Origin of the sequence: Variovorax sp. J2L1-78, assembly GCF_030317205.1 — a bacterium.
Classification (GTDB): Bacteria; Pseudomonadota; Gammaproteobacteria; order Burkholderiales; family Burkholderiaceae_C; genus Variovorax; species Variovorax arabinosiphilus.
Genome location: NZ_JASZYB010000002.1, coordinates 435409 through 461264, shown reverse-complemented (window position 1 = coordinate 461264; position 25856 = coordinate 435409). Strand labels below are relative to the sequence as shown.

Annotated in this window: 25 protein-coding genes; 13 read left to right on the top strand and 12 right to left on the bottom strand. The window is 68.3% G+C overall.

Translation table 11 applies throughout. The features are described from left to right. Window positions 1–17: 17 nt before the first annotated feature. The 6 genes from QTH86_RS16105 to QTH86_RS16080 all read left to right on the top strand — a co-directional run bounded on the left by QTH86_RS16105 (window position 18) and on the right by QTH86_RS16080 (window position 7490). Window positions 18–914 (top strand): OmpA family protein, encoded by an 897-nt coding sequence (locus QTH86_RS16105; RefSeq protein WP_286647209.1) that lies wholly within the window; start codon window positions 18–20, stop codon window positions 912–914. 345 nt (window positions 915–1259) lie between these two features. Continuing rightward, the gene (locus tag QTH86_RS16100) at window positions 1260–4610 is read left to right on the top strand and encodes a YadA-like family protein (RefSeq protein ID WP_286647208.1); all 3351 of its coding nucleotides are present in this window, start codon (window positions 1260–1262) and stop codon (window positions 4608–4610) included. 36 nt (window positions 4611–4646) lie between these two features. Continuing rightward, complete coding sequence (locus tag QTH86_RS16095) at window positions 4647–5492, top strand: OmpA family protein (protein ID WP_286647207.1); 846 nt, start codon at window positions 4647–4649, stop codon at window positions 5490–5492. A gap of 232 nt (window positions 5493–5724) precedes the next feature. Continuing rightward, complete coding sequence (locus QTH86_RS16090; RefSeq protein ID WP_286647206.1) at window positions 5725–6036, top strand: hypothetical protein; 312 nt, start codon at window positions 5725–5727, stop codon at window positions 6034–6036. Between the two features lie 25 nt (window positions 6037–6061). Continuing rightward, complete coding sequence (locus QTH86_RS16085; protein ID WP_286647205.1) at window positions 6062–6622, top strand: hypothetical protein; 561 nt, start codon at window positions 6062–6064, stop codon at window positions 6620–6622. 28 nt (window positions 6623–6650) lie between these two features. Next, the gene (locus QTH86_RS16080; RefSeq protein WP_286647204.1) at window positions 6651–7490 is read left to right on the top strand and encodes a DUF1266 domain-containing protein; all 840 of its coding nucleotides are present in this window, start codon (window positions 6651–6653) and stop codon (window positions 7488–7490) included. Between the two features lie 15 nt (window positions 7491–7505). Here QTH86_RS16080 and QTH86_RS16075 read toward each other — a convergent pair whose 3' ends face one another. Together QTH86_RS16075 and lplT are read right to left on the bottom strand one after the other, a co-directional pair. Beyond that, window positions 7506–7991, bottom strand: coding sequence for a glutathione peroxidase (locus QTH86_RS16075; RefSeq protein WP_286647203.1), 486 nt, complete (start codon window positions 7989–7991; stop codon window positions 7506–7508). 44 nt (window positions 7992–8035) lie between these two features. Next, a complete protein-coding gene (lplT, locus tag QTH86_RS16070) occupies window positions 8036–9340 on the bottom strand; it encodes a lysophospholipid transporter LplT (protein ID WP_286647202.1) in 1305 nt (434 codons plus the stop codon). A 177-nt stretch (window positions 9341–9517) separates the two neighbouring features. Here lplT and alr point away from each other — a divergent pair, with 177 nt between their 5' ends. Together alr and QTH86_RS16060 are read left to right on the top strand one after the other, a co-directional pair. Beyond that, complete coding sequence (gene alr / locus QTH86_RS16065) at window positions 9518–10624, top strand: alanine racemase (RefSeq protein WP_286647201.1); 1107 nt, start codon at window positions 9518–9520, stop codon at window positions 10622–10624. Window positions 10625–10642: 18 nt separating this feature from the next. After that, the gene (locus QTH86_RS16060; RefSeq protein WP_286647200.1) at window positions 10643–11359 is read left to right on the top strand and encodes a hypothetical protein; all 717 of its coding nucleotides are present in this window, start codon (window positions 10643–10645) and stop codon (window positions 11357–11359) included. Window positions 11360–11371: 12 nt separating this feature from the next. On the opposite strand, the gene QTH86_RS16055 is transcribed toward QTH86_RS16060, so the two are convergent. The 4 genes from QTH86_RS16055 to QTH86_RS16040 all read right to left on the bottom strand — a co-directional run bounded on the left by QTH86_RS16055 (window position 11372) and on the right by QTH86_RS16040 (window position 14860). After that, the gene (locus QTH86_RS16055; protein WP_286647199.1) at window positions 11372–12349 is read right to left on the bottom strand and encodes a 2-dehydropantoate 2-reductase; all 978 of its coding nucleotides are present in this window, start codon (window positions 12347–12349) and stop codon (window positions 11372–11374) included. 154 nt (window positions 12350–12503) lie between these two features. After that, the gene (locus tag QTH86_RS16050; protein ID WP_286647198.1) at window positions 12504–13493 is read right to left on the bottom strand and encodes a Bug family tripartite tricarboxylate transporter substrate binding protein; all 990 of its coding nucleotides are present in this window, start codon (window positions 13491–13493) and stop codon (window positions 12504–12506) included. Between the two features lie 127 nt (window positions 13494–13620). Beyond that, window positions 13621–14436: a 4-hydroxy-2-oxoheptanedioate aldolase gene (gene hpaI, locus QTH86_RS16045; RefSeq protein ID WP_286647197.1), complete on the bottom strand. Its 816-nt coding sequence runs from the start codon at window positions 14434–14436 to the stop codon at window positions 13621–13623. 19 nt (window positions 14437–14455) lie between these two features. Beyond that, entirely contained in the window at window positions 14456–14860 is a 405-nt protein-coding gene (locus QTH86_RS16040) for a 5-carboxymethyl-2-hydroxymuconate Delta-isomerase (protein ID WP_286647196.1), read from the bottom strand. Window positions 14861–14931: 71 nt separating this feature from the next. Between QTH86_RS16040 and radA the strand changes: the two genes are divergently transcribed. After that, entirely contained in the window at window positions 14932–16323 is a 1392-nt protein-coding gene (radA, locus tag QTH86_RS16035; protein WP_286647195.1) for a DNA repair protein RadA, read from the top strand. 22 nt (window positions 16324–16345) lie between these two features. After that, entirely contained in the window at window positions 16346–16801 is a 456-nt protein-coding gene (locus tag QTH86_RS16030) for a glycerate kinase (protein WP_286647194.1), read from the top strand. Here QTH86_RS16030 and QTH86_RS16025 read toward each other — a convergent pair. Then, window positions 16798–17778, bottom strand: a complete 981-nt coding sequence (locus QTH86_RS16025) for a recombination-associated protein RdgC (protein ID WP_286647193.1) — start codon at window positions 17776–17778, stop codon at window positions 16798–16800. The two genes, QTH86_RS16030 and QTH86_RS16025, sit on opposite strands and share 4 nt — an antisense overlap. A gap of 132 nt (window positions 17779–17910) precedes the next feature. Here QTH86_RS16025 and QTH86_RS16020 point away from each other — a divergent pair, with 132 nt between their 5' ends. The 3 genes from QTH86_RS16020 to QTH86_RS16010 are packed head-to-tail and all read left to right on the top strand — an operon-like array spanning window position 17911 to window position 19881. After that, a complete protein-coding gene (locus QTH86_RS16020) occupies window positions 17911–18861 on the top strand; it encodes a branched-chain amino acid transaminase (RefSeq protein WP_286647192.1) in 951 nt (316 codons plus the stop codon). A gap of 2 nt (window positions 18862–18863) precedes the next feature. Continuing rightward, window positions 18864–19076: a zinc-finger domain-containing protein gene (locus QTH86_RS16015; RefSeq protein WP_286647191.1), complete on the top strand. Its 213-nt coding sequence runs from the start codon at window positions 18864–18866 to the stop codon at window positions 19074–19076. Between the two features lie 10 nt (window positions 19077–19086). Beyond that, window positions 19087–19881, top strand: a complete 795-nt coding sequence (locus tag QTH86_RS16010; RefSeq protein WP_286647190.1) for a glycosyltransferase family 2 protein — start codon at window positions 19087–19089, stop codon at window positions 19879–19881. Window positions 19882–19894: 13 nt separating this feature from the next. Here QTH86_RS16010 and QTH86_RS16005 read toward each other — a convergent pair whose 3' ends face one another. The 5 genes from QTH86_RS16005 to QTH86_RS15985 all read right to left on the bottom strand — a co-directional run bounded on the left by QTH86_RS16005 (window position 19895) and on the right by QTH86_RS15985 (window position 25853). Beyond that, window positions 19895–20767, bottom strand: a complete 873-nt coding sequence (locus tag QTH86_RS16005; RefSeq protein ID WP_286647189.1) for a glycosyltransferase family 2 protein — start codon at window positions 20765–20767, stop codon at window positions 19895–19897. Continuing rightward, window positions 20764–22038, bottom strand: coding sequence for an O-antigen ligase family protein (locus QTH86_RS16000; protein ID WP_286647188.1), 1275 nt, complete (start codon window positions 22036–22038; stop codon window positions 20764–20766). The genes QTH86_RS16005 and QTH86_RS16000 overlap by 4 nt, the downstream gene beginning before the upstream one ends. 125 nt (window positions 22039–22163) lie before the next feature. After that, window positions 22164–23342 (bottom strand): ATP-binding protein, encoded by a 1179-nt coding sequence (locus QTH86_RS15995; protein WP_286647187.1) that lies wholly within the window; start codon window positions 23340–23342, stop codon window positions 22164–22166. 8 nt (window positions 23343–23350) lie between these two features. Further along, a complete protein-coding gene (locus tag QTH86_RS15990) occupies window positions 23351–24073 on the bottom strand; it encodes a response regulator (RefSeq protein ID WP_286647186.1) in 723 nt (240 codons plus the stop codon). Window positions 24074–24194: 121 nt separating this feature from the next. Further along, window positions 24195–25853, bottom strand: a complete 1659-nt coding sequence (locus tag QTH86_RS15985) for an NAD(P)/FAD-dependent oxidoreductase (RefSeq protein ID WP_286647185.1) — start codon at window positions 25851–25853, stop codon at window positions 24195–24197. Window positions 25854–25856: the final 3 nt, after the last annotated feature.

Genomic DNA, 25856 nt, shown 5'->3' with positions numbered 1-25856 from the left:
CACGGACTGCATTCATCATGAAAACGATTCTTCAAACCAAGACCCCCGTTGTCGGCTACGCGCTCCCGCTCATCGCGGCCTGCGTATCGGCGATCGTGACCATCGGTTGCGCCGCGCCGAGCCACACCATCACGCCCGAAATGCAGGCGCGCGCTGCCGCAGACAACCCGGCGCCGCCGAAGGACGCGGACTTCCCGGCAATGAACTCGGCCAAGTGGCAGCAAGGCAGCTTTCCGAGCCTCGAGGCCCTGCGCGCCATGCGCACCGGCATGGGCAAGGACCAGGTGCGCGAACTGCTGAGCTTTCCGCATTTCAGCGAAGGCCTGGGCGGCGTGCGCGAGTGGAACTACATCTTTCACTTCCGCACCGGCGCCGGCCCCGAGTACATCACCTGCCAGTACATGGTGCGCTTCAACGCCGACGTGCTGACGAACGGCATGTACTGGAAAGGCCCGGGCTGCGCGGACCTGCTGGCGCCCGCGGTGGTCGCGGCCAAGCCGACGCCGCCCGTCGTGCCGCCACCGCCCGTGGTGGCGGCGAAGACCACGCTGGGGGCCGACGGCCTGTTCCGCTTCGACCGCAGTGCGGAAGGCGACCTGCTGCCCGACGGCCGGCAACGCGTCGAGCGGCTTGCCGCCGCCTTGCGCGGGCAGGCCTTCGACCAGGTGGTGGTCACCGGTCACACCGACCGGCTCGGTTCCACCGCCTACAACGATGCGCTGTCGCTGGCACGCGCGCAGACGGTGCGGCAGCTGCTGGTGCAAAACGGCGTCGACGCCGCGCGCGTGCGCGCCGAAGGCAAAGGCGAGCGGCAGCCGGTGGCCCATTGCGCCGGCACCGCCCGGACGCCCGAGCTGATCGCCTGCCTGCAGCCGGACCGTCGCGTCGAGATCGAGGTCACCGGTCTGCGATAGGACGCAGGGCGCCCCCAAGCCCCTCACACGGCCCGCCTGGCTTCAGGCGGGCCGTTCTTTTTCGAGCGGTTGAAGCGCGTTGATGCGCCGCAACGGGCGCGCATCGTCCGCCTAGCCGATCGCAGGCAGGCGAGCACGCACCCGGGACACAACGGTGAACCTTTGTTGCGAACTAGTTTGCATTTTTGCTACGAAATGCATCTCAAATCTCGCGAAACCTCGCATCTGCGGCCGTCCCCCCCGCGTCCTCGACACCATCCGCCTCCGTGACAGGGAGCCGGGCCCGAAGCAACCAGACGACGTTGCGCTGAGGCCTTCAATCGAAACGTAAACAGGGGCGAGAACATGAACAGAACCTATCGATCGATCTGGAATGAGGCGTTGGGCGCCTGGGTGGCGACGTCGGAAATCTCCGGCCGCCAGGGCAAGGGGAGCGCACGCGCCGGCATGGGCATCGCCCTCTTGGTGCTGGCGACCGGGCTGGCGCATGGCCAGACGAAGATTGGCAACAATTCGACCGTCATCAACCCGGGCTCGCAGTTGGAAATCGAGGACCCCACCCGCGGCGTCCTGATGCCGCGCGTGGCGCTGACCGACCGGGCCACCTGGACCCTCAACGGCAACCAGCCGGTCGACGGGATGATGGTCTACAACACGAACGCCACCACCGGCGCGAACGGCCTGCAGGCCGGCATGGCGGTCTGGAAGGGCGGCCAGTGGGTCAGCGTCGACGAGACGCCCTACCTGCATGTCAATTCCACGGCGGTGGGCAATTCGACCCTCTCGAACTCGGGTGCCACCGGTGCGAACGGCATTGCGCTCGGTGGGGATGCGACCGCCACCAGCTTCAACGCGGTCGCGCTGGGGACCAGCGCGGATGCCACCGGTATTGGTAGCACCGCGATCGGTGGGGATGCGGCCGCCACCGGCTTCAACGCGGTCGCGCTGGGCACCAGGGCGGCTGCGGGCGACAACGGAGCGGGCGGGGGCGGCATTGCCATCGGTGTCGGAGCGCGGGCGCTGTCCGCTGTCTCTGGCAGCACCATCGCGATCGGCGCCCGGTCCGTGGCCTCGAGCCCCACCGGACTTGGCGATTCGATGGCGCTGGGCACCGATGCGAATGCCACCGGCCAGGATTCGCTCGCCGTTGGTGGGCAGACCACCGCCAGCGGCAGGTACTCCGTGGCGGTCGGACACGACTCAACGCGTGCTTCCGGAGACCTGAGCTCCGCCTTCGGCGTCGGCGCCGTGGCGAGCGCCAACAGGTCGACCGCACTTGGTGGCGACTCCGCGGCCGCGCAGGTGGGGGACGTGGCACTCGGCTACGGTTCCAAGACCGCCCCGGTCGTCAACACGGCAGGCACCACGATCCGCGGCACGCCCTACACCTTTGCCGGCACCGATGCGAGCAGCACTGTGAGCGTGGGTTCGGGCGCGGCGGTCGACGGCGTGCGCACCATCACCAACGTGGCCGCCGGCCGCATCAGCAGGACCAGCACCGACGCGATCAATGGCTCGCAGCTGTATGCCACGAACTCGGCGATCGAGGACCTCTCGGTCACGGTGGCCGCCAACAAGACCCACTACTACAGCGTCAATGACGGCGGTGCGCCGGCCGGCAACTACGACAACGATGGTGCCACTGGCAGTTATGCCGTGGCGGCTGGCGTCAATGCCACCGCTAAAGGTTCCCAAAGTGTGGCACTGGGTCTTGATGCTGCCGCGACGGGCAGAGGGGATGTCTATGTTGGCAACGCTGCCGGTCTCGGCGGCCTGACGACGAATTCCGACAACGTGGGTATGGGTTCTTTCGCGGGTCAAAACGTGAACGGCATTCTCAATACGGCGGTTGGTGCCCGGGCGGGTGACAACGTGAATGGCACTGGCAATATCGGGATGGGTTATCAGGCGGGCAACAATGTGGTGGGCAATGACAATGTCGCACTCGGAAGCTATACCGGTGTGTCGGTGACCGGCAATCGAAACATCGCCATCGGGGCGGGTGCCGGTCTCAATGTGACAACCAGCCAGACGGTGAGCATCGGCACCAACGCCATCGCATCAGGTAGCAATTCCATCGCAGTGGGTTTGGGTGCTACTGCAACCGGCTCGGGTGGCCCTCAAGACAACAACATTGCCATCGGCCCCAGCGCATCGGCTGCAACCCAGGGGGCGACGGCGGTGGGTCAAGCGTCCCAGGCGATCGGCGTCAATTCATCGGCCTATGGCAACGGTGCCATGGCGCTCAACGGCAACGATGCGGCCATGGGCAGTGGCGCGAAGGCTTCGGGTGGCGGCAGCTCTGCTTTCGGGACCGGGACGGTGGCTTCTGCCAGAGTGGCGACAGCGGTCGGTTACGCAGCCTCCGCATCGGGTGACTCTGCAACCGCACTGGGTGTGGGTGCCACCGCGAACGGTATCAATTCGCTGGCATTGGGCGCCTCAGCGGTTGCGGTTCCGACTGGCGCCGTGGCGCTGGGCTCGGGCGCGGTGTCCGACCGCGCCATTGCCGGCACGCAGGGCGACATCCCCGCGGGCAGTTCGCTCATTCACTACAACACCACCGACCGCGCACTGCTGGGCGCCGTCTCGGTGGGCAACACCACGAGCTACCGCCAGATCACGAATGTGGCCGACGGGACGCAACAACAAGACGCCGTCACGGTGCGCCAACTCTCGGGCGCCCTGCAATCCTTTGCTGTCACGCCGACGATGTACTTCCATGCCAACTCCAGCGCGGCTGATTCGCTGGCGGTTGGCATGGATTCCGTCGCCATCGGACCGCAGACGGTGGTCAACGGCAACAACGGCATCGGCATGGGCAACGGGGCGACCGTGCAAGCCAGCGCGCCGGGCGGCATCGCCATCGGCCAGGCATCGACCTCGGGCGCGGCCGACGCGGTGGCCCTGGGAACGCAGGCCTCGGCGAACGCGGTGCAGGGCGTGGCCCTCGGTGCGGGCAGCAACGTGACGCAGGCGGGCGGTGTGGCACTGGGCGCAGGCGCGGTGGCCAGCACGGCCTCCGGTGTGGCGGGCTATGTGCCGCCGACGGCGACGGCCGAGCAGCGCACGGCCATCGGTGCGACCACCAGCACGCTGGCGGCGGTGTCGGTGGGCGATGCGGCCAACGGCCAGTTCCGCCAGATCACCGGCGTGGCAGCGGGCACGGTCGACAGCGACGCGGTCAACGTGAGCCAGCTCAAGGCGGTGCAGGGCCAGGTCACGCAGATCGACCAAGGCTCGGTGAAGTACGACACCAATGTCGATGGCTCGGTCAACTACAACAGCGTGTCCATGGGCGGCAGCAACACCACCGGGCCGGTGACGGTGCACAACGTGGCAGCGGGCGTGGAAGGCACGGACGCCGTCAATGTCAACCAGCTGAACGCCGGCCTCGAGGGCAACCGGCAGTACACCGACCAGCGCTTCAACCAGCTGAGCGGCGATCTGCGCAAGAACGCCAAGCGCGCCAGCGCTGGGACGGCCGGCGCCATCGCGATGGCGAACCTGCCGCAGGCTTACCTCCCCGGCAAGAGCATGGTGTCGGTGGGGGTGGGCGGCTTCGACGGCGAGGCCGGCCTGGCCCTCGGTGTTTCGAAACTGTCCGACAACGCGCGCTGGGTCGTGAAGTTCAGCGCCACCGGCAATTCGCGCGGCAAGTTCGGTGTGGGTGCCGGTGCCGGCTTCCATTGGTAAGCAGTGCTCGACGAACGCATCACAGAGGAAACGAACATGACGAACAAGATGATTCAACGCACCGCGCTGGCCGTGGGACTGGTGGCATTGCTGACCTTGCAGGCCTGCGGCACGTCGACGGTGAGCCAGCGAATTTCAGGCGAGGGCACGGCCGGCGAGGTCGTGTTCCCAGCGCAGAAAGACGCCTGGTTCAAGGAGGGGACCTTTCCCAACCTCGACAACCTGCGCCGCATCGCGCCGGGCGTGACCAAGGACCAGCTCTACGACTTCGTCGGGCGGCCGCATTTCAGCGAAGGGATGGGCGCGGTGCGCGAGTGGGACTACATCTTCCACTTCCGCACGCCGACCGGCGTGAAGACCTGCCAGTACAAGGCGATCTTCGACAAGCACGTGGTGGCGCAGAGCTTCCATTGGCTGCCGACAGATTGCGCCGATGTGCTCAAGGTCGCCGCGGCGCCGATGCCGCCTGCCCCGGTGGAGCGCGTGGTGGCGCGGCCGGCACCCAAGCGCGTGGAGCTGTCGGCCGATGCATTGTTTGCCTTCGATGGCTCGGCCACCAGCGATCTGTTGCCGCAGGGTCGGCAGGAACTCGACGCACTCGCCGCCAGCCTGCGTGGCGCCCAGGGCGTGGAGCGCATCGACATCACCGGCCACACCGACCGGCTCGGCTCGTCGCGCTACAACCAGCAACTGTCGCTGGCCCGTGCGGCCACGGTGCGCGACTACCTGGTGAAGGCCGGCGTGCCCGCGCGCGGCATCCAGGTGCAGGGCCTGGGCGAGACGGCACCGAAGGTGCAGTGCGCCCAGGCGAACCGGAATGCACTGATCGCCTGCCTGGCGCCCAACCGCCGCGTCGACATCAGCGTGCAGTCGGCATCCTGAGCTTGCGCAGCGCACCGGCGACGACTGTCTGCGCAGGACGCATTTTTGAATCTTTGTTGTTGAATAGTTTGCACTTTGACAAAGAAATGCGTCCCAAATCGCGCAGAACCTCGCTAACGCTGCCGCGAGCCCGCACTTGCCGACACCATCCGACCTCATCAGGGAGTGACACCGCGCGCCAAGACGCTCAGACGTCGCGCGGTATTTTTTAGAACACACAAAGGTACATGCCATGGACGGGATGCAGCACGGGGCGGGAGGAAGCATCGAGGATCACTCGGTGTGGTCTGCAGCGTCCCGTCTCCAGCGCGCTGCCTACACCGTCCCGGCCCGGCCATTCCGCAGGGCACGCGCCACCGACGACACCCCACACCAAGATGCCATCACGGTGCGCCAACCCCAGAGCGCACCGCCACCCTTTGCTGTCACGCCGACGCTGTACTTCCACGCCAACACCAACGCTGCTGTAGCGCTGACTGTTGGCGTGGAATCCGTCGCGATCGACTCGCCCAGGGTGGTGACCCACGTTCGGGCCGTGCCCTGAGTCGCCAGCCGGACGGAGTCATTCCATGCGTATTTCATCGGTGATGGGCATTGCCGCCGCGCGTTTGCATCTCACCGTCTTCGGCGCGGTGCTCATGGCGGCATCCATGGCCTTTGCTCTGCCTGCGCTCGCCCAGCAGCAGGACGCCGCATCGTCGGTCGGTACCGTGGCCCGCCTGGCCGGGCGCCTCGGTGTGCAGACCTGCCTCGACGCAACCCGCCGCTTCGGGCCGGCGCTGACCGGCACCACGGGCAGCCATTCCGCGGTCGTCATGACCCACCCAGCGGCGCCGGATGCCGCGACGCTGGGCGTGGCGATCGAGCGGAACGACGCGGAAGCGACGAGCCTCGTGAGCGCGACCTTCGCGCCGACCTTCCGTGGTGGTTGCGACCTGAGCTACGACAAGGTCGATGTGTGGCGCAAGTCGTGCCAGGACGTCGCACTGGAAGAGCTGCGCTACACCCAGGCGCTGGAACGTCTGGGCGAGCAGATCGCCGTCATCCCCTACAGCCCGACACACCATGTCTACCTGATCCGGATCGCGGGCGGCTGCGTCAGCGTGACGAAGGAAGTGGTGTACCCGTGACGGCGCCGCCGGCCAAGGGGAGATGAGCATGGATTTCTGGATCGCGGCCCTCGCCATCTGGCTGGCGCTCCTGTGCACCATCGTCGGCGTGCGGAGGGGCTGGAGCGATGCGAACTGGGCCCGCGGCATCGCGTTCGCACCCACCGAGGCGATCGCGGCGCATCAGCTCTTCGGGCTTCTGCTCAGCGCGAACCTGGCGCTGCTCGAACACGATGACTTCAACCAGTTGGCGAGCACACTGCCCCGCCGGCGCATCCGAGAACTCCTCGCGCGGTACTGGAACGTGCGGTCTGCACGTGACTTCCAGCAGGTGATCGACACGCGACTTCGCACGCTGGGTGCGGTGTCGTCGGACGAAGCCGAGGCCTTCGAGGCCTGGCGGGTTGGCGAGCCTGTCGACACCGCGGCGTACCGATCGCTGCGGGATGTGCTCGTCTTCCTGTCGGCCCATGCCGGCATCGTGAAGCCCGGCGAGATCCGCGACCAGCACTGCCACCTGATGGCCTGGGATGTCCAGCAGGTGGCCTACCTGCTGCGGCTCGGCTTCACGATGGGTTACGCGTCCCGCGAATCCGTCTGGCGCACGCTCGATCGCCTTCAGCCGACGGCGCGCATGCGCTACACGTCCTGGAAGGACTACTCGCTGTCGGCCCTCGTCGGCATGGGGGTGCGTGGTGTGCTCGATCTGGACGACATCGGCGACTGGCACCACATTGCACGCAGCCACACGGTGCTGCTCGCCGCGCGGCGCTCGCTGCTGGCGCGGGCCACCGACTGGGCCGCCCCCGCCGATGCGCCAGACGTCGAATTGGTGAGCAGCTTTCTCACCGCTGGAATGCCGATCACGGCTTTCGATCCGCTCCGCTGACGGAGCGCAGCGTGCTCAGCCCCTCAGCGCGGCCTCGATGTCCTTGGCCAGCGATGCCGGCGTGTCGAGCGGCGCATAGCGCTTGATCACCTGCCCGTCGCGGCCGACCAGGAACTTGGTGAAGTTCCACTTGATGACGGTGCTGCCGAGCAACCCTGGCTTCTCCTGCACCAGCCATTGGTACAGCGGCACGGCCTCGCTGCCCTTGACGTCGACCTTCTGCATCATCTGGAAGCTGACGCCGTAGTTCTTCGTGCAGAAGGCGCCGATCTCGTCGTTGCTGCCCGGGTCCTGTCCGCCGAACTGGTTCGACGGAAAGCCCAGCACGCTCAACCCTTCGGCGGCATAGCGCTGGTGCAGTTCCTCGAGCCCGGCGAACTGCGGCGTGAACCCGCACTGGCTGGCCGTGTTCACGATGAGCAGCACGCGGCCGCGGTAGTCCGCCAGCGAGAGGGTGTGGCCATCGATGGCCTGCGCGGTGAAGTCGTAGATCGATGCCATGGGCGTTCCTCGGAGGTTGAAGAAGGTCGCGCCGTCGGCGGCGCTCAGTGGTGCTTGTCGCTGCGCGCGATCGACAGCAGGTGCTCGACTTCTTCGGGGTACCTGCGCAGGTTGTTCTCGTGCCAGCGCTTGATGAGCCACATGAAGCCCGCGACCACCACGCCGAAGGCGGTGATGGCCGTGTACGCCGACAGGCCGAGGCCGGTGCATGCGCTGTAGAACGCACCCAGGATCAGGATGCAGGCCTGCTCGTTGAAGTTCTGCACCGCGATCGACCGGCCCGCGCCCATCAGGTTGTGGCCGCGGTGCTGCAGCAGTGCATTCATGGGCACCACCAGGAAGCCGCCCAGCCCGCCCAGCAGGATCAGGAAGGGCACGGCCACCCAGATGTTGCCGATGAAGTTCATGCCGATCACCAGCAGGCCCATGCTGATGCCCAGCGGAATCACGCGCGTCGCCATGTCCAGCCGCATCTTCATCGACGCGACCACCGCACCGACGGCCGTGCCGATGGCGACCACGCCGGTCAGCGAGGACGCCTGCGCCGTGTTGTAGCCCAGCGCGAGCGATGCCCAGGCCAGCACGATGTACTTGAGATTGCCGCCCGCGCCCCAGAACAGCGTGGTGGTCGCCAGCGAGATCTGGCCGAGCTTGTCGCGCCAGAGGCGCGCGTTGCAGTGCCAGAAATCGGGCAGCAGCGCGGCCATGTTGCGCGCGAAGCCGTGCTGCGGATTGGCGCGCAGCGGGCGCATCTCCACGCCGGTGTGCGGGATGCGCGTGTTGAACCACGCGGCCAGCATGTAGACGAAGATCAGTGCGGCGATGGCTGCTTCGGGCGGCGTGTCGATGCCGGTGTCCATCCCTGGCAAGTCCCAGGCCAGCAAGTGGCTCGACACCATGTGGCCCACCAGTTGGCCACCCAGCACGATGCCCAGGATGATCGACGCGATGGTCAGCCCCTCGATCCATCCGTTGGCCTTGACCAGCTGCGACGCCGGCAGCAACTCGGTGAGGATGCCGTACTTGGCCGGGGAGTAAGCGGCGGCGCCCAGGCCGACGATGGCGTAGGCCAGCAGCGGGTGCGAACCGAACAGCATCATCAGGCAGCCGATCACCTTGATGAAGTTGCTGATGAACATGACGCGCCCCTTGGGGTAGGCGTCGGCAAAGGCGCCCACCAGCGGGGCGAGCGCCACATAGAAGAGCGTGAAGATCGGCACCAATGCCGCCCGCTGCCATTCGGGAGCGCCCGAGGACCGCATCAGTTCGACGGCCGCGACGAAGAGCGCGTTGTCGGCCAGTGACGAAAAGAACTGGGCCGACATGATGGTGTAGAAACCGCGCTTCATCGATGGGCTGGCTGGCCAGGGTGGGACTGGCGATGTGGTGGTGCGGTAGAAAAAAGACCTCGCCCCGGCGGCGAATGCGCGGTTATAGCATGGGGGTGCAATGCCAAAATGGCGTTCCCCCACGACGGCGCCGCCCATGGGCCCAGGGGTTTTCCATCCTCCGAGAGATCCAGTTTCGTGCCCCGCCCCATCCTCGCCACCATTCATGCCGGCGCGCTGCGCCACAACCTGGAGCGCGTGCGCCGCTCGGCGCTCGACTCGCGCGTCTGGGCCGTCGTCAAGGCCAATGCCTACGGCCACGGCATCGAGCGTGTCTTCGATGCGTTCCGCGGGGCCGACGGCTTCGCGCTGCTCGACCTGGCCGAGGCCGAGCGCGTGCGCGCCCTCGGCTGGCGCGGACCGATCCTGCTGCTCGAAGGCGTGTTCGAAGCGCGCGACCTGGAGCTCTGCTCGCGCCTGGGCCTTTGGCATGCGGTGCATTGCGACGCGCAGATCGACATGCTCGCCGCCCACAAGACGCAGGTGCCGCACCGCGTCTTCCTCAAGATGAACTCCGGCATGAACCGCCTGGGCTTCTCGCCCGAGCGCTATCGCGCGGCGTGGACCCGGCTCAACGCGTTGCCGCAGGTCGACGAGATCTCGCTGATGACGCACTTCAGCGACGCCGATGGGCCGCGCGGCATCGCCGATGCGCTGGCCGCCTTCCACCGCGCCACGCAGGACCTGCCGGGCGAGCGTTCCATCGCCAACAGCGCCGCCGTGCTGCGCCATGCGCCCGAGACGCGCATCGACTGGGTACGGCCCGGCATCGTCCTCTACGGTGGCGTCCCCGACTTTCCCGAGCACGACAGCGCGCATTGGCAGCTGCAGCCGGGCATGACGCTCTCGACGCGGCTCATCGGCACGCAGGAACTGCAGCCCGGCGCGACCGTCGGCTACGGTTCGCACTTCGTGGCCGAGGCGGCGATGACGATCGGCGTCGCCGCGGTCGGCTATGCCGACGGCTATCCGCGCCACGCGCCCACGGGCACGCCGGTGCTGGTCGACGGCGTGCGCACGTGCGTGGTCGGCCGCGTCAGCATGGACATGGTCACCGTTGACCTCACGCCGCTGCAGGCGGCGGGTCGCCCGGTCGGCTTCGGCAGCGAGGTCACGCTCTGGGGCCGCGCGTCGAACGGCAACGCGCTGCTGCCAATCGACGAGGTCGCGCGCGCCGCGGGCACCGTCGGCTACGAGCTGATGTGCGCCGTGGCGCCGCGCGTGCCGGTGGTGCTGGGCGACTGAGCACGCTGCACTGCACCCATGAAGGTTCTTTCCAACTGGCGCTCGGTGCGGCTCTGGGAAAGCGCCTTCGAGCGCGACCTGCACCGGCGCCACAGCCTGCGCACGCACGGGTTGCTGCTGGGCACTTGCACGCTGCTGCTGATGTGGGCCGTGTCGGCGCTGCAGATGATGGCCGGCAACGACTCGCTGGCGCTGCGCTACGCCGTCACGCTCGGCGTCGGGTACCTCGGCTACCTGGGTCTGCTGCGCTGGTGGGCGCAGCGGCTGGTCGAGGGGCGCACGGAGATCGACCCCGACATCCCTGATGTGCTCGACCTCACGTCGAACCATTCGGCGCATGTCGAGACAAGCGATGCCTCGGCGATCGGCGACCTCGCCGGTGGCGCGCTCGAAGCGGCCGCCGGTGCCGACGAGGGCGCCGTCATCGTGGTGCCGGTGGTCGCCATCTTCCTGGTCGGCATCGCGCTCGTGACAGGGGCAGGTGCCCTGGCGTTGCTCTACTTCGGGTGGGACGCATTGCTCGCCGTGGCGGTCGAGATCGCGTTCTCGTATGTGTCGGCGCGCGCCGCCGTGCGCGTGGCGCGCGAAGGCTGGCTCACCGTCGCAGTCAAGCTCACCTGGAAGCCCCTGTTGGGTGCGCTGCTGTGCGCCGTGCTGCTCGGCGCTGTCATCGATCGCTTCATGCCGCAGGTGAACTCGCTGCCGCAGGCGGTGCGGGTGCTGCTGCACCGTTAGCAGCGCAACCGTTCAGTACAGCCCGAGCTGGCGCGTGCGCAGACGGGCCAGCCCCAGCAGGGCGGCGGTAAAGGGTGTCGGCACGCCGGTGCGCTGGCCGAGTTCGTGCACCACGGTCACCAAGGCATCGAGTTCGACCGGCCGGCCGGCTTCCACATCCTGCAGCATTGAGGTCTTGAAGGCACCGAGCTTGCGCGTCACCGCATGGCGGTCTTCTGGCATTTCGGCGATCGGGATGCCGATGCGCGCGCCGATCTCCTTGGCCTCGAGCATCACCGCCGAGATGAAGCCGCGCACCTCGTCGTCGGCCAGGATCCGGTCAGTCGTGACGCCCGTCAGCGCACTGATCGGGTTGACCGTCATGTTGCCCCAGAGCTTGTACCAGACGTCCTTCTGGATCTGCGGCGAGACGCGCGCCTCGATGCCGCCGCGCACCAGCAGCGCGACCAGCGCGTTCACGCGCTCGCTCGCCTCGCCGGAGGGCGTGCCCACGATCAGCCCATTGCCGAAGTGGTGGCGCACCACGCCCGGCGCGTCGAGTGCGCAGCTCGCATGCACCACGCCGCCGACCACGTGCCGCGCCGGGATGGCCGCCGCGATCGCGCCGTCGGGGTCGATCGCCTGCAGGCGCGTGCCGGCCAGCGCGCCGCCGAAGCCGCCGTCGAGAAACCACCACGGCACGCCGTTCATGGCCGTGAGCACGAGCGTGTCGGGGCCGATCAGCGGTGCGATGCGCGCGGCCACGGCCGCCAGTGACGGCGCCTTCACGGCGATGACGACCACGTCCTGCACGCCGAGCGCGGCCGGGTCGTCCACCGCATTCACCGGCACTTGCGTGCGCTGCTCGCCACGCATCAGCACCAGGCCGTCGCGCCGCAAGGCGTCGAGCGTGGCACCGCGGGCCACCACGTTCAGTTGCTGGTCGGCCTGCGCGAAGGCAGCGCCGATCCATCCGCCGATCGCGCCGGCGCCGTAGATGCAGATGTTCATGGTCGCGATGGTGCCAGATGCACAGCGCACTCAGAACGTGTGGAGGAACCGTCGCGAGCGCCCCGAGCTTGCGTCGAGGACCGGAGCCGCACTCGCGTGCGGTGAGGACCGCAGATGCGAGATCGGGGCGCGCAGCAGGTTCATCCGCACGTTCTCAGCCTTCGGCGGTGAAGCCGACTTCCTTGACGATCGGGCCCCACTTGGCCGTGTCCTTCTTGATGAGGTCGGCCAGCTCGGTCGGCGTCGACGACATGGCTTCGAGGCCGAAGGTGCCGAGGCCGTCGACCACGTCCTTGGAGGCCAGCGCGTTCTTCATGGCCGCGTTCAGGCGCGCCACCAGCTCGGGCGAGGCCTTGGCCGGCAGGAAGAAGGCGAACCACTCGCTGTGCGCCATGTTCGCGATGCCTTGCTCACCATAGGTCGGCACGTCTGGCGCGAAGCGGCTGCGCTTGGCGCCCGACACCCCCAGGATGCGCACCTTGCCGCTGGGCAGATGCTGCGTGATGTCGCCGATTGGGCCCGATACCGCCGAGATGTTGCCGCCCAGCAGGTCGAGCATGGCCGGTTGTGTGCCGCGGTACGCCGCGTGCTTGAGCTCCACGCCGCCGCTCTTGCCGAGCAGCGCGCCGATGAAGTGCGGCGTCGAGCCGGCGGCCGGCGAACCGAAGTTCGCGCCGGCCGGGTTGGCCTTGGCCCAGGCCAGGAACTCGGGCACGTTCTTCACGCTGGCCGGCACCGACGGGCCGACCGCGAAGCCGAAGTCGAACACGCAGCCCAGCGACACCGGCGTCAGGTCGGTCTGCGGGTCGTACGGCAGCTTCTTGTAGATGTGCGGGTAGATGGTGAGCATCGACGTCGGCGTCTGCAGGATCGCCGAGCCGTCGGCCGGACGGCCCTTGATGTAGCCGATGGCGATCTGGCCGCCCGCGCCGGTGCGGTTCTCGACCACGGCGGCCTTGGCGAACTCGGGGCTGATCTTCTGCGCCAGGCGGCGGCAGATGGTGTCGGACGTGCCGCCGGCCGCGAAGCCGGTGACGATGGTGGTGGTCTCGAGCTGGGCCTGGGCGAAGGCCTGCTGGCCGATGCCGGCCAGCAGGGCCGAGGCGCCCGTGGTTTGCAGCAGGTGGCGGCGGGTGATGTGCATGAGGTCTGTCTCCGATGGATGAATCGTTCGCGGCACGCCGCAACTCCCGGCGCGCTGAACCGCGTATTTTTCCAGCAGGAAGGACTTCGGCACCCCCGCGTTTACGCCACGTCCGGGGGGCTTTTTTTCAGTAGCCGCTCACCGTCGGCGTGCCCGTGCCTTGTTTGTAGCGTGCCAGCAGCGCCTTGGCCGCCGACGTCAGCACCACGGTGTCGACGCCCACCGCCACGAAGCGCGCCCCCGCCGCCAGCCACTTGCGCGCCTGCTCCTCGGTCGTCGCCAGGATGCCCGGCGCCTTGCCGGCCTTCAGGATGCGCGCCACGCCGTCGGCGATGGCGGCCTGCACCTCCGGGTGGTTCGGCTGGCCCGGGAAGCCCATCGACGCCGACAGGTCGGCCGGGCCGATGAAGACGCCGTCGACGCCCGGCGTGGCAGCGATGGCGTCGAGGTTCTTCATCGCCTCCACCGTCTCGGCCTGCACCAGCAGGCAGGCCTGCGCGTTGGCCTCGTGGATGTAGTTGGGGTGCGCCTGCCAGCGCGAGGCCCGCGCCAGCGCGCTGCCCATGCCGCGGATGCCCTCGGGCGGGTAGCGCATCGCCTGCGCCAGTTGCGCGGCCTGCTCTGCGGTGTCGACCATCGGAATCAGCAGCGTCTGCGCGCCGATGTCGAGGTACTGCTTGATCAGCGCAGTCTCGCCGACCGGCAGGCGCACCACCGGTTGCGTGCGGTGCGGCAGCGCGGCCCAGGCGCTCGAGATGGCCTGCAGCTGCGCGAGCACCGAGCGCACGTCGTTGGGCGCGTGCTCGCCGTCGATCAGCAGCCAGTCGTAGCCAACGCCGGCCAGGATCTCGGCGGCATAGCCGTCGGCCAGGCCGACCCACAGGCCGATCTGGGCGGGGCCGTCCTGCATGGCTTTCTTGAAGGTGTTGAGTGGTGTGTGCATGGCGTTTTCAGGCGGGGATTCAGGTTGGGAAGAGAGGCATGAGGTTGTTGTTCCGGCCGTCGTAGACCATGCCGGGGTTCTCGTCGATCTGCAGCGTGAGGCCGAAGTGCCGGCGTTCGAAGACGGGGTCGAAATGCGCCTTGGCCGCAGCCAGTACGGCGTCGCCGATGCGCTGCTTGGTGGCGTCCGATCGCCCGGCCGCCATGCGCAGGTTCAGGTAGACGAAGCCATGGTCGCCGGAGCCGTCGGCCACCGCGTAGTGCGCGGCCGGGTAGGCCAGTACGCGCGTGCCGCCGGTCGGAAAGACCTGCTTGCCGTCGTCGTCGCGCTGGGCGAGCAGGGTGTTGCACAGCGTGCGGCACAGGGCGTTCATGTCGGTGTCTGCGGCCACGTTGGGCGTGCAGAGGATCACGAGATGGGGCACGGCGGTCTCCGTTTGTTCGGTTGGAGCGCCGATTATTCAACGCGGGCCGCGCCGCTCCCTACACTCGTGCGATGGCCAAGGAAAAAACCAACTACGTCTGTACCGAATGCGGCGGCACCAGTGCCAAATGGCTGGGCAAGTGCCCGAGCTGCGGTGCCTGGAACACGCTCGTCGAACAGGTGGCGCCCCCCGCGGGCGGCGCCGCCAACAACCGCTTCGGCACGCAGTTCGCCGCACTCGGTGGCACGGCCGACCTGGCGGTGCTGTCGGAGATCGAGGCGAGCGACGTCGACCGCACGCCCACCGGCATCGACGAGCTCGACCGCGTGCTGGGCGGCGGCATCGTGCCCGGCGGCGTGACGCTGATCGGCGGCGACCCGGGCATCGGCAAGTCGACGCTGCTGCTGCAGGCGGTCGACGCGCTGCAGCGCCAGGGGCAGAACGCGCTCTACGTGTCGGGCGAGGAGAGCGGCGCGCAGGTCGCGCTGCGTTCACGCCGGCTCGGCCTGGAACGCTCGCAGGTGCAGGTGCTGCCCGAGATCCAGCTCGAGAAGATCATCGCCACGCTCGACGCGCACCGGCCGGCCATCGCGGTCATCGACTCGATCCAGACGGTGTATTCGGACCAGCTCACGTCGGCGCCCGGTTCGGTCGCGCAGGTGCGCGAATGCGCGGCGCACCTCACACGCTTCGCCAAGGCGAGCGGCACGGCGATCGTGCTGGTCGGCCACGTCACGAAGGAAGGCGCGCTGGCCGGCCCGCGCGTGCTCGAGCACATGGTCGACACGGTGCTGTACTTCGAGGGCGACACGCACTCGAGCTTCCGCCTGGTGCGCGCGATCAAGAACCGCTTCGGCGCGGTCAACGAGATCGGCGTGTTCGCCATGACCGAGCGCGGCTTGAAGGGCGTGAGCAACCCCAGCGCGATCTTCCTGAGCCAGCACACCGAGCCGGTGCCCGGCAGCGTGGTCATGGTCACGCTCGAAGGCACGCGGCCGATGCTGGTGGAGATCCAGGCGCTGGTCGACAACGGCGGCCCGAGTCCGCGGCGCCTGTCGGTCGGCCTCGACCGCGACCGGCTCGCGATGCTGCTGGCGGTGCTGCACCGGCACGCCGGCGTGGCCTGCATGGACCAGGACGTGTTCGTCAATGCGGTGGGCGGCGTGCGCATCACCGAACCCGCGGCTGACCTGGCGGTGATGCTGTCGATCACCTCGAGCCTGCGCGGCAAGCCCTTGCCCAAGGGCTTCATCGCCTTCGGCGAAGTCGGCCTGGCCGGCGAGGTGCGGCCCGCGCCGCGCGGGCAGGAACGGCTGAAGGAGGCTGCCAAGCTCGGCTTCAGCGTGGCCGTCGTGCCCAAGGCCAATGCGCCGAAGAAGGGCAGCAAGGAGATCGAGGGGCTGACCATCCATGCCGTCGAGCGCGTGGAAGAGGCCCTGGACATCGTGCGCCGGCTGGACTAAGCGGTCGGCCGTCGCGGCGACAATGCGGCCCATGAATTTTCAGAAAGTCTTCGTCCCGCTGACCGGCCTGCTGCTGCTCGGCCTGTCGTACCGCAGCTTCGGCTGGAGCGGGGTCGCCGTGGCTTGCACCGGCATCGTGATGTTCCTGCTGCTGCACTTCACCCGCACGATGCAGGTGCTCAAGCGCGCGGCCGAACGGCCGATCGGCTACGTGGCGAGCGCGGTGATGCTCAACGCCAAGCTCAAGCCGAACGTGACGCTGCTGCATGTCGTGGCCATGACGCGCTCGCTGGGTGAACTCAAGACGCCGAAGGACCAGCAGCCCGAGACCTACCGCTGGACCGATGGCGGCATGTCGTACGTCGAGGCCGTGTTTCTCAACGGCAAGCTTCAGAGCTGGACGATGACGCGGCCACCGGCGGAAGCCGATGCCGCAGCTGACGCACCGCAGGAAGGCGGCACGCCGCCTGCGGCCTAGAACGGCGCGTCTTCTTCGGCCTCGGCGGTCGCCGAGGCCACGGCTGCGGCAGGTGGGGCCGGCTCGGCCACCGCCGCCGTGAAGGCGGCCTCGCCACCCAGTGCATCGAGCAGTGCCGGCATCAGCTCGCCGAGCTCACCGGTGGCGATCGCCACATCGGCGTCGAAGTTGTCTTCCTTCTTGCCGTCCTTTGCATCGTCGGTGCCTTCGAGGAACACGATCTTGCGCAGCTGCATCGTTTCGCTCAGCTCGAAGGACACGCGGTCTTCCCAGGTCATGGCCAGGCGCGTCGGGCGCTTGCCGGCGGCGATGTGCTGTTTGACTTCCTCGATGTCGAGCGGGTGCTTGGCGTAGCGCACCACCGACTTCGATTCGTCGGTGGCCTTCAGCTCGCACTCGCGATCGATGGTGAAGCCGGCCGGCGGTTCCTGGCTCGACAGCCAGCCCGACATGGCGGTGGCCGGCTCGATGTGGGTGTTGACCTGCGTCACGGCGAAGCCCTCGAACGATTTCACCAGGCTGGTCACCACCTCGTCGGCGCGCGCCGCGTTGCTGGCATTGATCACCAGGCGGTGTTCCTTGGGGTCGATCCACACGGCCACGCGCGCATGCCGGGTGAAGGCCATCGGCAGCAGTTCCTGCGTGATGTCTTCCTTCAGGTCGCGCTTTTCCTTCTTGCCCGGCTTGCGGCCGGTGGCGGCTTCGATCTGTGCGCAGCGCTCGTCGACCTTGCGGCGCACCACGGAGCCGGGCAGCGTCTTGGCCTCGATCATGAATTCGAGCACCCACTGGCCGCCGACGGATTCGACCAGCGGGCCGTGGTCCTGCCCGCGCGGCTCGGTCCAGCCGGTGGACTTCTCCTGCGAGGGGGTGCAGGGCACGAAACGGAACTTGTCGAGCGCGGCTTCGGCCTCGGTCAGCGAGGCGGACCAGCCGCCTTCGATGCGGTAGACGATGACGTTCTTGAATACGGACACGAAATCCCTTTACGGACGGATTGGCAAAGCCGGCCATTGTCGCGGGAACCCGGCCGCGCCCGCCGCCGTAAAATCGAAAGCTTTTGCGACATCTCCCTCCGGAGGTGCCTTTTCCCCCGAAGGACAAACAACATGAGCGTGCTCCCCCCCTCGCTGGACGACCGCGACGGCAAGATCTGGATGGACGGCCAGCTGGTCGAATGGCGCGATGCCAAGATCCACGTCCTGAGCCATACCCTGCATTACGGCTGCGGCGCCTTCGAGGGCGTGCGGGCGTACAAGACGGTCGACGGCACCGCGATCTTCCGCCTGCAGGAGCACACCGACCGCCTCTTCAACAGCGCGAAGATCCTGCGCATGACGCTGCCCTTCACCCGGGAAGAGCTCAACGAGGCGCAGAAGCAGGTCGTGCGCGAGAACAAGCTCGAGAGCTGCTACCTGCGTCCGCTGGTGTGGATCGGCTCCGAAAAGCTGGGCGTCAACCCGCGCGGCAACAAGATCCACGCCATGGTGGCGGCCTGGGCCTGGGGCGCCTACCTCGGCGAAGAGGGCATGAAGCGCGGCATCCGCGTGAAGACCTCCAGCTACACGCGCCACCACGTCAACATCACGATGACGCAGGCCAAGGCGGTCAGCAACTACAGCAACTCGATCCTCGCCAACATGGAAGCGCTGGACGACGGCTACGACGAGGCGCTGCTGCTCGACGCGAGCGGCTTCGTCTCCGAAGGCGCCGGCGAGAACGTGTTCGTGGTGAAGGACGGCGTGGTCTACACGCCCGACCTGTCGGCCGGCGCCCTCAACGGCATCACCCGCAACACCATCCTGCACATCTGCAAGGACCTGGGGCTCGAACTCGTGCAGAAGCGCATCACGCGCGACGAGGTCTACATCGCCGACGAAGCCTTCTTCACGGGCACCGCCGCCGAAGTGACGCCCATCCGCGAGCTCGACCGCGTCGAGATCGGCAACCGCGGCGACGGCGGCTCGCGCGGCCCGGTCACCGAGAAGATCCAGGCAGCGTTCTTCGACATCGTGAACGGCAAGAATCCCAAGTACGCCCACTGGCTCACCAAAGTCTGATCATGGCCACCACCCAAGCAGCCGTCGAATTGCTCGCCACCGACCTGAACGCCCAGGGCGGCGTGTTCTGCCCCAGCCCCAAGGCGGACATGAAGCTCTGGAACAGCCACCCGAAGGTCTACCTCGACGTGGCCCGCAGCGGCGAGGCCAAGTGCCCGTACTGCGGCACGGTGTACCGGCTCAAGGCCGGCGAAACCGTCGGCCACGGCCATTGAGCCCGCGCGCGTGTCCGAAGCGGCCGGCGCCCGTCCCACGCTGACCATCGGCGTCCTCGCCAAGAACGAGGCGCACCGCATCGAGGCCTGCCTGCGCAGCGCCGCCTTCGCCGACCAGCTGCTGGTGATCGACAGCGGCAGCACCGACGACACGGTGGCGTGCGCCCAGGCGGCCGGCGCCACCGTCGTGGCCTACCCCGACTGGCAGGGCTTCGGCGTGCAGCGCACGCGGCTGCTCGCGCACGCGACGGGCGACTACCTCTTCTTTCTCGATGCCGACGAAACGATCACACCCGCGCTGCAAGCCGAACTGCAGGCCGTTGTCGCCTCGGGCGCGCTCGGTGTGTGGTGCGTGCGCTGGCGGCTGGTCGCCTTCGGTCAGGAGCTCAAGTACTTCCGCTCCCAGGCCAAGCCGGAGCGGTTGTTCAGGCGCTCGACGCTGCTGGGTTACGAAGGCGTGGTGCATGAAGAGGCGAAGCTCAGCGAGCCTGGATTGCCGCGCCATGTGTTCCGCAGTCCGTTGCTGCACCATTCGCGCGAGACGGTGCGCAGCAGTCTCGTCAAGCTCACCCAGTACACGATGCTGGGCGCCGCCAAGCGTGCGCAGCGCGGCAAACGCGGTGGCGTACTGCGCGGCCTGGCCTCGGGGCTGTCGATGTTCGTGCGGCTCTACGTGCTGCACCTGGGCTTCCTGTGCGGCGCGGCGGGCTTCCTGTACTGCGTCTTCGTGTCGCTGGAGAGCTTCTTCCGCTACGCCGCGATGCGCTTCGACCGCGACCAGCTGACCCAGACCGAAGGCCGCTGAACGACGCCGTCGGCTACTTGCGGCCCGACGGCGCGAAGGCCGAAGCCCAGGCCGAACAGCTCCAGGCCGCCCACTTCAACGCGTGCTTCGGCTGCAGCAGCAGGCCGTAGAGCACGGCTGCCGGCGGTCCGCCCACCATCGTCTTGAGCAGGTAGCGCCAGGCGGCGCCGACGCCGAGGTACTTGCGGATCGCCAGGTGCCGGGAGCGCGCGTAGTGGTAGTGCTTCCGAAAACTGGTCTTCCAGCTGGGCGTGGACGAGGCGCCGCCGATGTGCTGCGCATTGGCCGCCGGCTCGAACAGGCAGTCGAAGCCGGCCTGGCGAAGCCGCAGGCACAGGTCGTCGTCTTCGTAGTAGAGGAAGAAGCGCTCGTCGAAGCCACCGATCGCGTTGTAGGCCTCCGTGCGCACCAGCAGGCAGCAGCCATGCAGCCACTTGGCCGAACAGGTGCCGTCCGGCACGCGGTAGGGCGAGCGCAGCCGCGGCTCGTAGAACGCCTGGCGAAAGCACATCTGCGCGCTGCCGTCGGCCAGCCAGCTCTGTGGCGCGACCACGCCGGCCGTGGGGTAGCGCTGCAGCGTGGCGAGCAGCGTGAGCAGGTCGGGCACGTCCAGCGAACAGTCGGGATTGAGCAGCAGGGCGTAGGGCGTGCGCACATGGCGCATCGCGTCGTTGTTGCCGGTGCCGAAGCCGCCGTTCTTTGCGCGTTCGACCAGCGTGGCGCGCGGCAGGTGTTGCCGCACGGCGTCGACCGTGCCGTCGCCGCTGGCATTGTCGACGACCACCACATGTTGGAACGGCGCCAGCACCGAGGCCAGATGCTCGATGAGTGCATGGCTCTTGTAGGTCACGCAGACGACGGTGACGAGGTCTGTTTCAACACTCATGGGTCGACGCGCGCGGGGAGCACGGGCTGTTTCTTCGTCGATGCGAGAGGAATGCAGGCAAGCAACAGGATGAAGACGTGCCGGTGCGAGAAATCGGCCCAGAGCCCGTTGGCAAGCCCGGCCGTGACGTAGATCAGGAGGATGCCGGCGTAGATGTCGCGGTAGGGTGCATCCAGCCGTCGGATGTAGCGCGCCAGCGCCACCAGCAACGCCAGGTAGGCCAGCAGGCCCACGGTACCCTGCTCGGTCCAGATCAGCAGCATCTCCTGGTGCGGATGGCCCATCAGGAACGCGTCGAACTGCGGCAGGTTCTCGATGGCTGCGCGGTAGAGCGGCTGCCACTGGCCCAGGCCATGGCCGAAAACCGGCGCGTCCTCGATGAGTGGCAGGGTGCGACGCCACAGCTCCAGCCGGATGCCCATCGAGGTCGGTTCACGTTGCGTGGCATAGCGCGTGATTTCCTGGGTGACGGACTGCAGCAACCGTTCGCGTACCGGCTGCACCGCCCACGAGAGCGCGGCGATGGCCAGCAACAACCCGCCCGTTGCCGCGACAGCGCGCCACCCGGCGCCTCGCCGCCCGAACAGGCGCCACGCCCAGTAGACGATCAGCGGCACCAGTGTGATGTAGGTGGTGCGGCTCTTCAGGATGAACACCACGTTGACGAGCGTCAGCAGCGCCAGCGCACAGGCGAGCATCCGTTGCTTCGGCCGCTGTGCGACCAGGGCGACGGCCACGGCCATCGACGCCAGCATGAGGAAGGTCAGGCCCTGCTGCGTGTATTCCTTGAAGACCGTGTTGCGCATGGCGGGCAGCGCCAGGGCCACCTCGCGCTGCGGGAAGAGGCCGAGGAACTGGCCGCACGAGATCAGCAGCACCCCGCCCACCGCCACAGCGAAGGCGATCAGACCGCGCCGGCGCCATGCCGTGTCGGTGAGCAACGTGCCGAGGATGAGCGGATACCACAGCGCCCAGACCGGCGAGCCGGTGAGCTGGCTCGCATGGCCTGCGGCCCAGGCGTGCAGGCCGCTGAGCACCATCACGCCCCACCACGCCAGCGCGCCGATGACGACCGGGTGCCGCGCCGAGGCCATCCAGCGCGCGCGCGTCTGGCTGCCGAGCAACGCGCAGACCAGGCTCAGGGCGAGGAGGATGTTGGTCGCCGGCTTGTTGAGGGAGACGGCGAAAAGACTCAAGACCGCGAACCAGCGCCCGGAGACAAGCAGCGCATCGCGGGCGGTTTCCACCCATCGGGCGGGCGCGGAGGTCATCAAGGGTGGGGACGAGGGCAAGGACATGCCGCAGTGCGTGCCCGATGCGTGTCGGGCCAGATCGTTGGGGCATCGATCTTAGCCCGCGCCCAGGGGCCATCTGCGGCGCCTGCCGCACTCGGCATTCAAGTCCGCGGCAGCTCGAGCACGAAGCTCGCCCCGCCGCCGGGCCGTTCTTCGCAGCGCACGCTGCCGCCGTGCCGCTCGGCGATCGATTTCACCAGCGCCAGGCCCAGGCCCACACCGCCTTCGCGCTCGCTCGCGCCGGGCAGGCGGTAGAACGGTTCGAAGATGCGCTCGCGCAGGGCGGGCGGCACGCCCGGGCCGCGGTCGTCGACGCGCACGCGCGCCCAGCGCCCGTCGGATTCCAGGCGCAGTTCGATCGTGCCCGCCCCGTAGCGCCGCGCGTTCTCCAGCAGATTGCGGATGGCGCGGCGCAGCAGGCGCGATACGCCCTGCACCTGCAGCGTGGCGCTGTCGGTGCCCTCGACCAGGTCGAGTTCGGCGTCGACACGCGCGCTCTCCTCGGCGGCCAGGCCGATCAGGTCGACCGTCTCGATCGTGCCCAGGTCGGCCTCGCTGGCGTCGAGCCGGCTCGACAGCAGGATCTCGTCGATGAGCTGGTCGAGTTCGCCGATGTTGCGCGAGATCTCGTCGCGTGCGGACGGGCTCGGCCGTTCGCCCATCAGCTCCAGCCCCATGCGGATGCGGGTGAGCGGGGAGCGCAGTTCGTGCGAGGCGTTGGCCAGCAGCGACTTGTGCGAGCGCACCAGCGTTTCGACGCGGGCCGCCGCGGAATTGAAGCGGATCGACAGGTCGGCCACCTCGTCCTGCCCGTCTTCGGGCACGCGGGCCGACAGGTCGCCATCACCCCAGCGCTGCACGCCACGCTGCAGGGTTTCCAGGCGCTGCGTCAGGCGCCGCACGATCGGGAAGAGGCCGATGGCCGTCGCCAGCCCGACCAGGCCCAGCAGCCAGAAGAAGCCGGTCTGCGGACGCACCCACGGCGGCGGGCCGCCCTGGCGGTCCTGGCGCGGGCCGAACTGCATCTGGAACACCTGGCCGTCCTTCAGCGAGATGGTGAATTCCAGCGCCTCGCCTGGCCGGCTGGTGCGCAGCGAGGTGCCGGTGCCGATCACGCGGTCCTGCGTGTCGCGCAGCACCACCTCGCGCGGCAGCGGCGCCGAGCGCTGCTCGTCGGCCATCTGCCACGCCCAGCCGGCCGCGAAGGTGACCACGGCCACGCCGGCCAGCACGGCCAGCCAGATGCGGACGTAGAGGTGGCGCGTGAAGAGCTGGATCATCGGCGGCGTCAGTCCTGCTGCTTGGCGAAGACGTAGCCCACGCCGCGCACGGTGAGGATGCGCTTGGGGTTCTTGGCGTCGGCCTCGATGGCGGCGCGGATGCGCCCCATGTGCACGTCGATCGAGCGGTCGAAGGCCTCGAGCTCGCGGCCGCGCACGGCTTCCATGATCTGGTCGCGCGTGAGCACGCGGCCGGCGCGCTCGGCCATGGCGACCAGCAGGTCGAACTGGTAGGAGGTGAGGTCGGCCAGCGCGCCGCCGACGGTGACGGTGCGCGCGTTGCGGTCGATCTCCAGCGTGCCGAAACGCATCATCGTCGCGGCCGCCGCCTCGCTGGTGTTGTCGCCGCGGCGGCGCAGCACGGCGCGGATGCGCGCCAGCAGCTCGCGCGGCTCGAAGGGCTTGGGCAGGTAGTCGTCGGCGCCGATCTCCAGGCCGATGATGCGGTCCATCGGGTCGCCCTTGGCCGTGAGCATGAGGATCGACACCTTCGCCAGCGCGCCGGGCAGCGACCGGATGCGGCGGCAGACTTCGAGGCCATCGATGTCCGGCAGCATCAGGTCGAGGATGACCAGGTCGGGCGCGTGCTGCTGCAGCTGCTCCAGGCCGGTCTGGCCGTCGGCCGCGTGCGCCACGCCGAAACCCGACTTCGTCAGGTACTCGCTCACCATCTGGGCGAGGCGGGCGTCGTCTTCGATCATCAGGATCTGGGGGGTGCTCATTGCAGCCATGATGGGTCGGCGCCGCCAAGGCGGCTTGAATGCTCCGTAAAGTTAAAGTAAACGGTCCGTCCTGGTCCTGCAGTTGTAGACGGGCCTGCCCGCTACGGGAGGGCGGCACTCGCGGCCCGGCTCAAGCCGCTTCCACGGCGTTCCCGGACACCGCGTCGAACAACATGGTGCATTCGACGGCGGCGTTCGCGGGCCAATGCTGGGCCAGCAACGCGCGCAGGTCGCCGTCGTCCAGTGCCGGGTCGCACGCCATCGCACGCGCATGGATCTCCAGGGCCAGCTGGCGCAGCAGCGCCACCGACGCATGGATGCGCGCGCTGAACTGCGCGTCGTCCAGCGTGTCCGTGAGGCTGCGGTTGAGCTCGGCGAACCAGGGCAACGCGGCATGGTCGAGCATCTGCGCCACGTTGCGCTTCTCGCTCGAGCCCGACCACGCGCGCAGCAGCGCCTGCACCGCGGTGTTCAGCCGCTGGCAGTGCTGCAGCTCGTCCTTCAGGCTGCCCAGCAACGCCAGGTCGGTCAGGCGGTCGTGGAAGAAGATCTGCGAGAGCACGCCCCAGTAGTAGCTGTAGTCCCAGATGACCTTCACCGGCAGCACCTCGGGGTCGCCGAAGAGGCCGTACTGGTCCTGGTAGAGCGCCAGGGTGCTCTCGTAGAACGAGTGGTAGATCTGGTCGTAGAGCTGGGCCCGCGCTTCCACCGAATGGCCGGCGCGGTCGTGGCCGATCAGGTCGGTGATGTAGGTGTTGGCGATGGCGATGAAGTCGCTGCCCGGCGAATAGAAGGGGTCGAGGAACAGGCCCGCCTCGCCGGTCAATGCCCAGCGCTGGCCCGAGAACACCTGCTTGCAGCCGTACGAGAAGTTCTTGAAGAAGGCGAAGTCCTGCAGCAGGTGCCGCTTGCCGTCGAGCTCGTCGAACAGGCGCGGCTGGTACTGGGCGAACCAGTCCATCGCCTTCTCGAAGCTGTCCATGGTGTCGAGCGGGTGGTAGCGCGGGTCGGCCACGATGCCGACCGAGTGCGAGCCCGAGGCCAGCGGAATCAGCCAGACCCAGTAGCCCGCGCCGACCAGGTGGTTGGTCGAGAGCCAGCGCGCCTGCGGCGTGCAGCGGGCGCGCCATTCGGGGTCGTCGCTCCAGTCGTCGAGCGTGATGCGGTCGCTGATGCGGAACCACACCGCGTGGGCGTCGTGCGCGTTCGGCGCGGCCAGGCCCAGCTTGCGCTTGAGCAGGCCGGCGCGGCCGCAGGCGTCGACGATCCAGCGCGCGGCAATGACGTTCGTCTGCCCGTCCTGCGTCCAGCTCAGGCGGTGCAGGCCCTGGGCGTCGTCGGCCAGGTCGATCTGCCGCACCATCGCGTGGTCGGTGAACTTCACGCCGCGGCGCGCGGCCTCTTCGGCCAGGTAGTTCTCGAAGATGCCGCGGTCGATCTGGTAGCTGGGCACCGAGAGGTAGCGGCTGGCGCCGATCTCGGTGACCCGGTCGATGTCGCGCCGGCCTTCGCTGAAGAAGAAGCGGAAGCCGAACTTGCGCAGCTGTTCGCCATGCATGTGCGGCTCCAGGCCCAGCACCGTGTCGAAGTAGTGGGCGCCGATCTCCACCGACGACTCGCCCACCTTGTGCGCCGCATGCGGCACCGGGTGGGCACGGCGCTCGAGCACCAGCACGTCGATGTCGGGAAAGCGCTTCTTGAGCTGCAGCGCCAGGGTGAGCCCCGCCAGGCCGCCGCCCATGATCACCACGTCGTGCTGTTGTTCCTGCGTTGTCGTGGTGATCGTCATCGG